The organism is Pseudoalteromonas sp. MMG013 (assembly GCF_018100885.1).
In the GTDB taxonomy this organism is placed as follows: domain Bacteria; phylum Pseudomonadota; class Gammaproteobacteria; order Enterobacterales; family Alteromonadaceae; genus Pseudoalteromonas; species Pseudoalteromonas aurantia.
In genome coordinates this window covers 12,663-26,790 of record NZ_JAGJEE010000006.1, presented here as the reverse complement: position 1 = coordinate 26,790, position 14,128 = coordinate 12,663, and the positions used below count along the sequence as shown (strand labels likewise).

The 14,128-nt window shown below is 41.0% G+C and carries 11 protein-coding genes; 7 read left to right on the top strand and 4 right to left on the bottom strand.

Translation table 11 applies throughout. The features are described from left to right. Positions 1 to 174 precede the first annotated feature (174 nt). Positions 175 to 1,311 carry a LamG-like jellyroll fold domain-containing protein gene (locus J8L98_RS08020; protein ID WP_210996013.1) on the top strand — a complete coding sequence of 379 codons (1,137 nt, stop codon included), beginning with the start codon at positions 175 to 177 and terminating at the stop codon, positions 1,309 to 1,311. Positions 1,312 to 1,435: 124 nt separating this feature from the next. After that, positions 1,436 to 2,089 carry a bifunctional tRNA pseudouridine(32) synthase/23S rRNA pseudouridine(746) synthase RluA gene (gene rluA, locus J8L98_RS08015; protein ID WP_210996012.1) on the top strand — a complete coding sequence of 218 codons (654 nt, stop codon included), beginning with the start codon at positions 1,436 to 1,438 and terminating at the stop codon, positions 2,087 to 2,089. 523 nt (positions 2,090 to 2,612) lie between these two features. On the opposite strand, the gene J8L98_RS08010 is transcribed toward rluA, so the two are convergent. Further along, entirely contained in the window at positions 2,613 to 3,938 is a 1,326-nt protein-coding gene (locus J8L98_RS08010) for an amidohydrolase (protein WP_210996011.1), read from the bottom strand. A 191-nt stretch (positions 3,939 to 4,129) separates the two neighbouring features. Here J8L98_RS08010 and J8L98_RS08005 point away from each other — a divergent pair, with 191 nt between their 5' ends. Continuing rightward, complete coding sequence (locus J8L98_RS08005; RefSeq protein WP_210996010.1) at positions 4,130 to 6,058, top strand: GGDEF domain-containing protein; 1,929 nt, start codon at positions 4,130 to 4,132, stop codon at positions 6,056 to 6,058. On the opposite strand, the gene J8L98_RS08000 is transcribed toward J8L98_RS08005, so the two are convergent. Then, positions 6,045 to 6,377 carry an HIT domain-containing protein gene (locus tag J8L98_RS08000; RefSeq protein ID WP_192506612.1) on the bottom strand — a complete coding sequence of 111 codons (333 nt, stop codon included), beginning with the start codon at positions 6,375 to 6,377 and terminating at the stop codon, positions 6,045 to 6,047. The genes J8L98_RS08005 and J8L98_RS08000 overlap by 14 nt on opposite strands. 62 nt (positions 6,378 to 6,439) lie before the next feature. Then, a complete protein-coding gene (locus J8L98_RS07995) occupies positions 6,440 to 7,165 on the bottom strand; it encodes a S24 family peptidase (RefSeq protein ID WP_210996009.1) in 726 nt (241 codons plus the stop codon). 263 nt (positions 7,166 to 7,428) lie between these two features. Between J8L98_RS07995 and J8L98_RS07990 the strand changes: the two genes are divergently transcribed. From J8L98_RS07990 to J8L98_RS07980, 3 genes are all read left to right on the top strand, one after another. Then, complete coding sequence (locus J8L98_RS07990) at positions 7,429 to 7,677, top strand: helix-turn-helix transcriptional regulator (RefSeq protein ID WP_192506610.1); 249 nt, start codon at positions 7,429 to 7,431, stop codon at positions 7,675 to 7,677. Positions 7,678 to 7,723: 46 nt separating this feature from the next. Beyond that, a complete protein-coding gene (locus J8L98_RS07985; protein WP_210996008.1) occupies positions 7,724 to 8,326 on the top strand; it encodes a 1-acyl-sn-glycerol-3-phosphate acyltransferase in 603 nt (200 codons plus the stop codon). Positions 8,327 to 8,414: 88 nt separating this feature from the next. Next, positions 8,415 to 9,680: an amidohydrolase family protein gene (locus J8L98_RS07980; RefSeq protein ID WP_210996007.1), complete on the top strand. Its 1,266-nt coding sequence runs from the start codon at positions 8,415 to 8,417 to the stop codon at positions 9,678 to 9,680. An 84-nt stretch (positions 9,681 to 9,764) separates the two neighbouring features. Here the strand turns inward: J8L98_RS07980 and J8L98_RS07975 are convergent, their stop codons facing one another. Then, a complete protein-coding gene (locus J8L98_RS07975; RefSeq protein ID WP_210996006.1) occupies positions 9,765 to 11,759 on the bottom strand; it encodes a S8 family serine peptidase in 1,995 nt (664 codons plus the stop codon). Positions 11,760 to 12,201: 442 nt separating this feature from the next. Here J8L98_RS07975 and J8L98_RS07970 point away from each other — a divergent pair, with 442 nt between their 5' ends. After that, positions 12,202 to 13,986, top strand: a complete 1,785-nt coding sequence (locus J8L98_RS07970) for an ABC transporter transmembrane domain-containing protein (protein ID WP_210996005.1) — start codon at positions 12,202 to 12,204, stop codon at positions 13,984 to 13,986. Positions 13,987 to 14,128 lie beyond the last annotated feature (142 nt).

The following is a 14,128-nucleotide window of genomic DNA, read 5'->3' as shown; positions in this document are numbered from 1 at the left end:
GGTACGGTATGTTGTTAATGGGCAGAATATTAACTTTTACATAAAACAGCGTAATCAGCGAGTAAAAGATGGTAAAAGTTAAAGTAAAAAAGGAAAATAACCTAGATACTCTGGTAAATTTGCTAAAAAAATAGGTAACATTGCTATATTAAAAAAAAATACACGTAAAAGTACATGAATGATCGCGCCAAACAACTAGCCCCAGTAAATGTAATAGATCAAATATATCGAGGTGTCTGGATATCTGATTTATTTATTTGTTTTGAAACGCGTAAAGTGTACCGTGATAAATATGATCTAAATCTTTCTGAACTATCTTATAAGCTACTGATTTGTTTGATCAATAATTCACCAAACCCTATTCCAACAAATCGACTACTTACACTTGTTTGGGGTGATGTTGTCACTGGCGATGAAAACGTCAAGCAACGAATAAGTATTTTGAGAAAGCAATTAGATCACCCACAGCAGTATGACTATATAAAAAATAGGCGAGGTCAAGGTTACTTTATAGACTCACCTCTAAAATACAAAAAAAAGCCAATTTATCAAAGGTTTAATTTAGTAAAAACACAAAAAATTTCATTTTTACTATTGCTACTAATGATGTTCATGCTCGCACTATACTGGAAAGATAGTAGCAACACGGCAATATCCACGTCATATATTTCGAAAATTACGGATAGTAGTATTCATCTGGCTACCCCCACTGATAACTTAGCGTTTTGTTTAGATGGATACGATGATTATGTGGAATTACCTGACCAAGATATTTTAGACGTTTCCGAAGGGGATTTCTCTATCTCAACATGGGTCAGAACGCGCTCACTTGGTCAACACCTGATAATAGATAAACGTTTTGAGAATCAAATCGATAATGTTCATGGCTACGCATTTTATATTGATGATGGATACCTAGCGCTACAATTGGCCGACGGTGGAGGCACATGGTATTGTCAAAAGCCCAATTCATCCTGCACCTTTTACGACTCAAGTGCATTCGTTGCGACTAATGAATGGCAACATATTGCGGTTTCAATCGACAGAGATGCTGCTCAAGGGATCCGCTTTTACCGCAACGGCAGTTATATTGATAGTCACAACCCTACCGACCGTCAGGGCTCACTAGCCAATGATATGCCGTTACGTATTGGTAGCCGTTCATCATACTTATCAGGGTTATTCCAAGGTGCTATTGGAGAAATCTCACTACACCACAAAGTACTCACCTCTGAAGACATACGGGCGGATTATTTAAAAGGTAACCCTCGTCATTGCTACAACATTGCGCATAAGGGTGGCAAGCTCTAACCTCGTTGGTGACTAAAAGAACCCCCTTATTCAACTTTAATGAACTATCGATGCATTAAACACTATGTAATCCCCTAAAAGGTCGCTAAAATGGCGCGCTTAATTTTATCTGGGGTAATAAACTGTGCTTTTGAACTATGCGCCACCACTGGACCCATATTTAGAAATTCTATATCAAGATGATCACATGCTCGTCATTAATAAGCCTAGTGGTTTATTAACAGTACCTGGTAAAGATCCTAAACATGCCGACTGTGCTATTACTCGCGTAAACACCGTTTTTCCGACGGCACGAATTGTTCATCGTTTAGATATGGCGACATCTGGCGTCTTGTGTTTAGCAATGAGTAAAGAAGCCCACCGCTTTCTCAGTATTCAATTTCAAGATAGGCTCACAAACAAACATTATATTGCACGCGTGCATGGTGCAATGAAACACGCCACCGGCTCTGTTGATTTGCCCTTGATATGTGATTGGCCGAATAGACCAAAACAAATGGTATGTCATGACAAAGGCAAACCATCTCTAACCCATTATGAAGTCCTCAAAAATGAGCATAACGTAACCCGTGTCAAACTAACCCCCATTACGGGTCGTTCTCATCAATTGCGGGTACACATGTTGTCACTTGGCAATGTAATACTTGGTGATCGACTTTATGCAAAAGGTGACGCGCTGGCCGGTGCTGAGCGGTTGCAATTACATGCTGAAATGCTACAGATTTGCCACCCTCTTACCGAACAGTTAATGACATTTGAAGCTCCTACACCTTTCTAGTAAATGCCCCAAGTAACCTCAGGTTTGGATAAGGGTTTTGGAATAGAAAATGTTGTATAAACAAACTTACGTACAATCCACTAATGATATTTTGTTCAATCTCAAGGCGCCTTTGTGCAGTAATAGCGGGCTATTACAAATGAAAGCAACGCCGAGAGTGAGAAAAATAGCTTTATTGGGCAAATTCGCTTATCCAGAGCTGAGGTTAAGTACTCTAATAAGTATACTGGGTATTTATAAGAGTACTTTAGGGGCTGTTGATCTTTCAGGTTCATTTTTGCAGCAGTTTGATTGGATTTTATACCAGGCAGAGGCTACATAGCATGGTTATTCCATGTGAGTCAGCCGATAACATAGTAGAAAAGCCAATCAAGCGCTGCCTACTGGTTCTTTTGAGCGCCCTTTTCCCTTTGTTGCTTAATATTCGCTTAGATCACTAAGCCACACATTAAGCGCCGCGATAAAAGCACGCTCAAAGAGAACAAAAATAGAACAGCAAAGTTCAACAGCCCCTAGCGTTTTATTATTTACTTGTAGATTGATTAAATAAATCCAGAGCACTGGCTGTCATTGCCCGCACACCCGTTTTAATGGTCAATGGGTAATCTGGTGCAAATTGACTTGAGTGCAAAGAAGGTAAGGTGTCACCATTTTTAACGCTTGTTGCGTAAGATTGAGGCTCAACACCGCCTAGCCAAAAGATAGTGATTGGTAAGTTCTCATCGGTACGGCCATACATCCCAAAGTCTTCACCCGCCATAACCGGTTCAGCTTTCACCACATTCTCCTCACCCAGCTCCGCTTTTATACTAGCCGTCATCACATTGGCTAATTCTGGATTGTTGTAAGTCGATGGAATAGTTTCATCTTTATGCACATATACCTCGGGGGCTAATGCCTTTGGTAACCCTGCGCTTAACGCTATCCCCTGTGTTAATCGTTTTATTGCAGCAATTTGTTGTGCTCTCACTTTTGGATTATACGAGCGTAGCGTCAACTGTAATGTGACTTCGTTTGAGATGATATTGTGCTTTGAACCGCCATGTATGGAGCCAACCGTGATCACAGAAGGTTCCAGCGGGGAAATTTCTCTACTGGCTATAGTTTGTAATGCAAGTACAATCCTTGACGCAATGACCACTGGGTCTATTGTCGTATGAGGATACGCCCCATGCCCGCCTTTACCTTTGACTGTGATATCGACCGAATCTACATTGGCCAGCGCGTAACCGGGGGCTATTGCGACTTTACCAGCTGGGAGTGATGCGCTGACATGTAAACCAAGCACATGATCTGGCTGTGCAAAGCGACTAAACAGCCCCTCTTTGAGCATTGCCTTGGCCCCTCCCCCCACTTCCTCAGCTGGTTGAGCAACCATCATTAAAGTACCTTGCCACTGCGCCTTATGCATCACTAACTGTTGCGCTGTACCTATAAAGCTAGTCATGTGGATATCATGACCACACCCGTGCATTACGCCCACTTCATTATTATTAGCATCAAGTGTTTTTACCTTTGAGGCGTAAGGTTTGCCTGTTTGCTCTATGATTGGTAAACCATCAGTATCTGAACGGATCATAATAGTAGGACCAATGCCATTCTCTAGCATGCCAACAACACCAAATCCGCCGACGCCCTCGGTCACGGTGAAACCCAAAGCAGTTAACTCTTTTGCTAAACGTTGTCCTGTTTTCTGCTCTTTATATGAAAGTTCAGGGTGTTGATGTAAGTGCAAATATAACGATTCTAAGTCAGGCAATTGCTTTAACACTGATTTAGATAAATCAATATCATGTGCGTTAACGTGACTTGCAAGTATTAAAAGTAAGCTTGAAGTGAATAATTTCATTATCGTAATTATAGTTGTTGTAAGAACCATCAAGGTAGCAACTTCATTGATAAGCAGCAATGACTATTCAAACCCAACGGTTGTATTTTTAATTGGCGCAGCATATTTTATTTTTGTATTTATGCTAGAATGGCACGCTTGCTGGCACACGGAAGCGCTTAAACGTATTCAACTAACTTGTGCTGCTATTTATGAAAGTTTTATTCTTTTTCCTATGTATTGTTATCAGCTTATTACCTCTGAGCACGCAAGCATCTATCCCTAACTGGTTCAGTCAATACGAACAAACTCTCAGCCAATCGCCACAAGACACTCTTGAAACACTCGTGCAACAACACCGTACAATGCAACCAGGGTTAGAGCGAATATACTTAACAACGGTTGCTGTAAAGCTCGCCGAGCAATTATCAAAGCCGCTATTAATTCACCTTGAGCCACACTCCCCACTTACTGAGGTAGAGCAACGCTTATTACACGCAATACAAGCATCAATGCAGAATAAACACCAACTCAGTGAGAGTAAGTTCAAGGAAGTGCAAAACCTCATCAATGAAAAAACGCACCAAGAGTTGGCATCACTGGTATTGCAACACATCGTTTGGGATCACATTAAAAAAGGCAACTATCATAGTATTACGCGACATCTTGATAAAATGAATGCCTTAGCGGAAGCGATAGATAAACCGATAATAGATCCAAAGTATCGTTGGAACTTATCTGCGATTGTTGCGAATCAGCATGGGTATCACAATAAAGCGTTAACCTTGTACAAAAAAATCTTAGGCACTCGCCCTAACCCTTCAAGGCAAGCGGTCACCTTTAATAATATAGGGTTAACTCTAATGGATATGGGGCAATATGATAATGCAATCACGCACTTTAAAAATGCATTAGAGTTACGCACATTAGCGAATAACCAACAAAAAATAGCACTCACCCAATTAAATCTTGGTATTGCGTATCGGAAAAACTTAGCTTTTGAGCAAGCCTCATCTCTACTACTCAGCGCTCAACGCACATTTACGAAGCTAAACAATAATTATGGCGTAGCCAATAGTAATATCCAATTAGCAAAATTACACTTAGCGTACGAAGAACCAAGCCAAGCATTAACCTTGCTAATCGACACATTGAATATACTTGATGCAGAACAGCACGCTACATTGCTATTTGATACCCACTTAACACTCGCCAAAACACATCTACAATTGCAACAGTATGACTGGGCATTAAAAGCCGCGACATGGTCACTACAGTTAATTAAAAAAGGGAATGACATTACACATCAATTGAGTGCCCTTGGGGTGATCATACAAATTCATGCCAAACTGAACCAGTTCGAGCAAGCTTACTTATTTCAAGAGAAATACATTGCTTTGGAGAAAACACATGCTAAAAGCCAAAATCAGCAAGCGTTAATTGCCGTTCAAGCAGAACTAAAAATGTCAAAAGCTGAATTGAAAACGATTCGCCTTGAACAAAAAAACCTACAACAAACACATAAAATACAGCAGTTGCAATACAATCAGTATCGGCTCTGGCTGACGATAGCTTGTATTACTTTAATTGTCATATTTGTCTGGCGTTCACGTAATAAACAGCGCTATTTAGCAGAACATGATACTTTAACTGGCGCATTCAACCGTGCAGCCATGTATAAAGCACTGTCTAAATATGCTGCACCTATCGAGTCAGAATACGCTCACGCACTAATACTACTCGATTTAGACCACTTCAAAAAAATTAATGACACATATGGACATCCAGCAGGTGACCAAACTTTAATTCAGTGTTGTCACACTATAAAAAAGGCCATCACACAACCTCACTTTATTTCTAGGATAGGTGGAGAGGAGTTCGTTGTCTTTATTCCACACATTAAAAAAACAAACATTTTGAATATCGTTGAAAGTGCAAGGCAGACGCTAAGTAGTCAACCTGTAACATTAGCCGATCATACTTCCATTACAGTCACTGCTAGTTTCGCTTACTATGCAACTAACGGACTTGAGCATACCAAATTTGCTTCAATTTATAGCGCACTCGATATCGGGCTATATCAAGCAAAAAAACAAGGCAGGAACTGCGCGGTTGAAGTCGTTGACATCAACGTGTCGTAATGGGTTCACCATAATTAACATGAAAATGTAAATGCTTTGAATCTTGGTAGTTACCTAAATTCGTTAATACTCGACATGCACCGTGCTGCGCCTCAACTTGCTGAGCGACTTGCGTTACCACAGCCATAATTTTGTGAACAATCGATACGTCGTGCTCACCTAAATCGGTTAAAGATGGCACATGAGCTTTGGGTATAACCACGATATGTACAGGCCAAAATGCCCGAGTATGGTGGAACGCCAGCACATCGCTCGTTTCCATGACAATATCAACGGATACTTTATTACTCAGTACTTGTTCACAATAAAAATCGTCCATGCCATTTTCTCCTTCATAATACACTTTTGAATAAGATATATATTCGCCTACGGCTGCTCACGCTACGCTAAATCCTTCCCAATCCAAACCACCTTGCCAATGATCTCTAGCTGATCGAGTTCATGCGCTTGCACATGTTGCTCCACATACTCTTTGTTATCACTAATAAGGCGTACAGAGCCATCAATATATTGCTGCAAACGTTTCGCATAAAGCTCTTCACCTAAGCGCACCACATAAATAAGCCCTTCACTGAGTTTCTTGTCTGATAGATCAACCAAAATTGTGTTGTTGTTATGTATGGTCGGCTCCATAGAATCACCTTTTGCAAACACAACGGCTAATTGACTCTTATCTAGGTTTTTATAATCAATCCACTTCTTACGAAAAGCTAAGTGTCGCTCAACTAACGCTGCATCGTTAAATGCACCATATCCAGTACTGACTGAAATATGATAACCCGGAACCAGTACAAACTTTTCTTGGAACTCATCAACATTCACGACACTTTGACTTAATAATGGAGAAACCAAACTATCTTGACTTTGCTCGCCTTCTCCTTTTACTAACCATAGGAAGTCTGTGTTTGATTCTCGCGCAATACGTTCAGTAATACTTAACTTAGGGTCTTCGCCCTTTAAAATTCTACGCAAAGTACCTTCCGAAACACCTATTTTTGACGCAAACGTGCGTATACTATCAGGTTTGATTGCTTGCTCGACACGCGTGGCAAATGACGCATGCTGATGCTCATCACCACAACTATTTTCATTATAATTTTCAGTCATGTAAGTTAGGCCTTCTAAAAAATCAAATAACAAAAAATGAATTTATGCGCCTATAAGAAAAAAACAAGGCTCAAAAAATTAAAAATAACATTTGTAATGCGTAATTTTTAAAACTATAATTTAAAAAAATACGCAACCAACTGATGTTTACATAAAGAGAGTAACAACTAGATGCGTATTTAATGCTGCATTATACACCTATTTATAGCAACTTTCATACTATAAATACATTAATGCGTAATAAATGAAGGAGAATATAAATTATGCAAAAAAGTGCACCAGCAAGAATTAATCGTACACCTCGCGGATCAGATATCCTTAAGTTTGCTCGTAAAAGTCGAGGCTATACCCAAGCCGAGTCTGCCGCAAACTACGGCATTGAAGAACGCACTTTGCGCCGTTGGGAAAATAATGAGTTCAACCCTCGTTGGAATGATGTCATTGGGTTAGTTGAAGATGTCTATTTACTTGATATTACCAACATTATCATTGGTATGAAAAAACCCAATTAATAAGGTTTGATATTATGCTACAGTGCAAAGAAAAGAAGGTTGCAATATGCAGCACCCACTTAGACAACATCAAATCCCGAAAGAAGTCCCTCGTACAAATAACCGTTTTGGGCAGTTAATTGGTTCGCTCACATTAAAAGCTTTTGGCTGGCAAGTGACAGGGGAGTTTCCACAGTCAGCAAAATTTATTGCCGCGGTTGCGCCCCATACGTCTAACTGGGATTTTGTCATAGCCATTGCAGTTAAATTTAAACTCGGACTCCAAGTGAAATTCCTTGGAAAACACAGTATTTTTGTTGGACCATTTGCCTATATTCTAAAAAAAATGGGTGGGATCCCTGTTGATAGAAGAACGACCAATGGTATCGTTAATCAAGCTACCCGCATTTTTCATGAACAAGATGCATTAATCTTAGGCTTAGCCCCTGAAGGGACTCGTAAATATACCCAACAATGGAAAACGGGGTTTATTTATATGGCACATTCAGCCAACGTCCCCATTGTACCTATGCTCATTGACTATCGTTCAAAAACATTTGTGATACTCCCTGCTATAACGGTAACGGATGATGTGCAGGCTGAGTTAATACGAATAAAACAACAATACCCCAAAAGCGCGGCAAAATATCCAGCCCAAGTATCCGATTAATCAGGGCATTTAACGTGTACCCTTTGGCTTGGTATTTTGACTTACTCTATACTGTCAATAAGTAGACAACCGGATAAGAAAAAACACTATGAAATCAACATACGCCATACTTGCATGTGCCCTCGCCTACGCATCATCAGCTTACGCTCAAACAACCTTATTAACCGCAAAAGCTTACCTCGATGTACACACTGGACAACTCATTAATAACCCCACATTACTTATTAAAGACGACAAAATTGTACGCATCACAACAAACGGACAACTGCGCCCACCAAAAGGTGCGCTGACCATCAACCTACCAAATAAAATTTTGCTACCGGGCTTGATGGATATGCATGTTCATCTTACGTCAGATGCTGCCGATAACTTTTTAGCATCTCGAAATTACTCCATTCCACGCCAAACAGTTAAAGCCGTCAAAAATGCGAAAACCACATTACTAGCCGGGTTTACAACGGTACGTAATTTGGGCGCGTCAGGATATAGCGTCATTGCTACGCGTGATGGGATCAACGCGAAAGAGATCCCTGGTCCACGTATTTTTAGCGCCGGGCATTCTATTTCAATTACAGGGGGACACTGTGATGATAATTTTAGTGCCCCTGAAAAAAAATCTCTCTCCGCAGGCGTTGCCGATGGCCCTTGGGCTGTGCGTGCGAAAGTACGAGAAAATATTAAATATGGCGCTAATACAATAAAAATTTGTGCAACAGGTGGAGTATTTTCAAAAGGCACTAAGGTTGGCGTACAACAGTTTAGCGAACAAGAACTTAAAGCTGCGGCTGACGAAGCACATTTGAGAGGTCTAGTGATCGCAGCACATGCTCATGGCACCAGTGGTATCAAAGCCGCTATCCGTGCCGGCATAGACAGTATAGAACATTGTAGCTTTATGGATAAAGAAGCCATTCAGTTAGCACTTAAACATGGCACTTATTTATCCTGTGACATTTACAACACCGAATATACACTGGCATTTGGTGAAGCCAATGGTGTTCCACAAGAGAATATTAATAAAGAGAAACTTGTCTCAAAAGCACAACGCGAGAGTTTTACGAAAGCTGTCAACGCAGGTGTAAAAATGGTGTTTGGCTCAGATGCTGCAATTTACCCTCATGGCGACAATGCCAAACAATTTTCACGCATGGTTAAATTTGGCATGACCCCATTGCAAGCAATTCAGTCGTCAACAATTCATAGTGCTGCTTTGCTTAAGCTCAATAATGTAGGGCAAATCAAAGCCGATTTTATTGCTGATATTATCGCTGTAGATGATAACCCACTTCGCGATATCAGCACGCTTGAAAACGTCCGCTTTGTAATGAAAGAAGGCACTGTTTTTAAACACTAAATACATATTGTGATCAAAAAAGCCTTTATGGGTCTACCATAAAGGCTTTGATTAACAATAAAGTCGATACTAAAAAATCATCGCTTATTTACATAGACCTAAATCTGTCCACACTTTCCAATTATTACCCACATTAGAGTTTTGCTCTGGGTTCTTATTGCTGTGCCACCAGTTGTTGCTATATTTTTTACCATTATATGAAACCAGTGTGCCAGCCTTGGTATATGTTTTATTAGCTGACCAAGCTGTAATACCATCACACCCTTCACTCACATTTCCCTCTGTTACGGTCACCGCTTTATTAAAGTTGGCTGTCGCGCCCTCATTATCTGTCACTGTGAGTTTAACCGAGTAAGTGCCAGCTTGGGGGAAAGTATGACTGGCTTGCTTGCCTACTACATTTTGACCATTAATAATCCAATCAAAGCGTGATATTGTGCCATCAGTATCTCGGCTGCCACTTGCATCAAATGAACAACTTAAACCTGTACATTGGCTATTAAACTGCGCAATTGGCACTTGGTTTTGAATGGTTCCCGCACAGCCATTTTGCGTTAAATAATCTGCTGCGGCCTTCGCTTGCACTAAACCATAACCAAATAAATGATCTCGTCCTGCATCACCTAAATCAATGGCCGTGGCATTCAGTGCGTTTCTAATTTCAACGTTAGTACATTGACTATGATTACTCCAAACAAGCGCTGCGACACCCGCGACATGTGGGCTTGCCATTGAAGTACCCGATTTAACATCGTAATCTGAAATACTCTCTAGCTGAGCCGTAACTTGTTTTGAAAGGTGGGCTTTTAAACTGTTACCTGTTACTTGCGTCAACGCTAGCACGGGGATTGTCACACCATGATTAGCATCGCCTAATGTTCCACCAAAAGATCCTGCGGCGTTATTGTATACCAGTGCTGCAACACCACCACCTGCTTCACAGTTTTGCGCTTTTTTCGCGAATGTAGCCCCGCCTCGTTCAATTAAGCAAATTTTTGCAGGCGCTGTACAGGTCGTAAGCGCTTGGCCACAATCAGCCAATTCAGCGCTCAGTTTACCCTCAACTGAATGCGTCATACCCGCCGCTTCGAATGCGCCAGCACCTTGAACTGTGACACCCGCAACGATACCAGTACCCCTTGGTACTGTAGATAAAACATCCGTACCTGGACCTGAAATTTCAACTTGTGCATTAAATTGTGATGAATCGTTTTTATTGCGGTCTTTATCGATATTGGCCACCGATACAACGCTATCATAACTTGCTGGATAACTTAAGGTCGCATCACCACCGTTACCAGCTGCAGCAATAATCAACACACCTTGATCATAGGCCGCATTTAGACGTTCTTCCAAGTATTGGCTTTTTGATGCGCCACCTAGACTCATATTAATGACATTCGCACCGTGTTCTACACAATTATCTACTGCGCGACCAATTCGAGAGTTAAGGCCCTGTTTGCCTTCATCATCAAATACTCGAACCGCGTGAATACCCACTTTGTCACTCGGTAACACACCAACAACACCTACACTATTATTAATAGCAGCGATAGATCCAGCAACATGGGTGCCATGTCCAGATCCATCTTTGTACCATAAGCCAACCGCAGCATCCGCAAAGCCTGTTGCATTTTGCGGTAAATCAGGGTGGCCTAAGTCATAACCTGAGTCGATAACACATACTTTCACCTGATCAACATTTGCGTCAGATACCAAATTTGCTTGTACTTGGCCAATACCATATGGGCTTATTTGAGTTGATGAGAAAGGCGTGTATTCAAAGTCTTCTTCAATATAAACAAATTGATCTGAGGCTGTCATCAATGCAACTTGCTCTTCACTCAATACCATAGTAACAACTTGTTCTGAAACGGTTGAGACTAGCGTTTCAACAACATTATTACTAATAGCATCATTAATACGGTGTTGTGACTGACTTGATATATCCTGATTATGCGTTTGTAACCCGGTATTCATTTTGACGATATAGGTCTGTTCTGCATACGCTAGACTTGACACACTGCTGGCTGCTATTAGTGATAATGCCACTGCGCTGATTTTAAACTTGTTACTCATTATGAACTTCCTTCGTGCAAATTATTATTGTTATGGCGCATCCGCTGTGCAGGAGGTGGTCCTTTTTCTTGCCCTTCCTATATATTTATCTAAATAAGGAACGGTTATTTTAGGTACAAGCTACCGTAAGGAAATTTACTTTGCAATAAAAATTTAACCTTAAAGAATAATTATTTAAACATTAAATACTATTGAGCATCATATTTACCCATTTTAATTACTAGGAATGCCAGTATTTTGTATTTTTCTCGTTGTCAAAAAAACCATCAAATGTGTAAGGCGTCCAATATGTTGACGACATTATAAAATGTTACAGAAAATCAGGGTTGTCTCAGTTGCACTCTCGCCATAAAGTTTCTATAAAAGGCATTACAACGACCCGCAAATATACGAGCAGGCTGTATTACGCCTAAACTCCCCCCCTAATTTTAGGAACGCACACGTGCAAACTGATCCACTTACAGACAACAGCAAAAAATCAAGCAATAAAAAGCTCTCTATTTTGCTAGAATTAAAACGTTTTGTTCGCCCTTATTTCGCGCGCGTAGCCTTGGCAACAGCGGCACTCATTCTCACAGCAGGGTTGACCCTATCAATTGGCCAAGGCGTGAGAATGTTAATCGATCAAGGTTTTGCGGAGCAGTCGCTAGAACAATTGGAACGCGCAGTACAATTTATTTTAGTTATTACCGTACTAATTTCCGCCGGCACCTATCTACGCTTTTATTTGGTTTCTTGGATCGGTGAGAGAGTCAGTGCTGACATTCGCTTGGCGGTGTTTAATCATGTTATTTCGTTACATCCCAGCTATTTTGAAACCACCAAAAGCGGCGACATCATGTCTCGTTTAACCACAGATACAACTCTACTACAAAGTATTATTGGCTCGTCGTTATCAATGGCTATTCGCAGTGCTTTAATGCTGATTGGTGCGTTATTTATGCTATTCGCCACAAATATTAAATTAACCCTTGTGGTATTGTGCGCAGTCCCTTTCATTCTCATCCCTATTTTGTTTTATGGGAGAAAAGTACGAACGCTATCTAGGCAAAGTCAAGACTCAATGTCTGATGTTGGCAGCTATGCAGGTGAAGCCATTGAGCATATCAAAACAGTGCAAAGCTATACTCAAGAACCTCAAGAAAAGCAATCATTTAAAGATGAAGTTGAACAGGCTTTTACCATTGGTCGCCGTCGTATTCAGCAGCGAGCCACGCTCATTGCTGGCGTCATTGTTATCGTCTTTGGTGCGATCACCTGTATGCTGTGGGTCGGCGGCAGTGATGTGATTGCAGGTCATATGAGTGGTGGCGATCTCGGTGCTTTTGTTTTCTATGCCATTTTAGTTGCATCGTCTTTAGCCACCATTTCTGAAGTGATTGGTGAATTACAGCGCGCCGCAGGCGCGACCGAGCGTTTGATTGAGATCTTACAAGCAAAAAGCCTAATTCAGGCACCAACAAATCACCATGTTATTGCAGCCTCTTTACCTGCGCAACTCATCCTAAAAGAGGTTAGCTTCCATTACCCATCTCGTCCCAATCAGGCCGCTGCCGATAAATTGAATTTAATCATTGAACAAGGCAAGGTATTAGCACTCGTAGGGCCCTCTGGAGCTGGTAAAAGTACATTATTTGAACTCATTCAGCGCTTCTATGACCCACAATCAGGGGAAATCTTGCTAGGAGGTGTCGATATTCGAAGCATTACACCACAAGACTTACGACAGCAAATGGCCATAGTGCCACAACAACCCGCACTCTTTAGCAGCGATGTTATGCATAATATTCGCTATGGCAACCCTCTCGCCACTGATGAGCAAGTAATCGAAGCAGCAAAAAAAGCCCACGCACATGATTTTATTATGGAATTACCTGATGGATATCGTAGCTTTTTAGGCGAACGTGGCGTGCGATTATCGGGCGGTCAAAAACAACGCATTGCGATTGCCAGAGCAATTCTAAAAGACCCACACATCCTACTGCTTGATGAAGCAACCAGTGCTCTCGACAGTGAAAGTGAATATCATGTACAGCAAGCGTTAGATACGCTAATGCATAATCGCACAACGGTTATCATCGCCCATCGCCTTTCAACTATCCAGCATGCCGATAAAATAGCCGTATTAGAGGCCGGAAAGCTTGTAGAGATAGGCAGTCATCATGAGTTAATGCAAAACTGTGAACTTTATCAGCGACTAGTTCAATTGCAATTCAAATCTGTTTAAACTTTTAGCCCTCGGAGAATGACTGGCTCTTCATTCATTCTTCGTTTTGAACACAATAAAGTGTTTGCCTGTCAATTTAGTTTAAAAGCATCAAAAATAACAAAATTGCAACATTGAGTATTTATTCTAAACTTTATTTCCC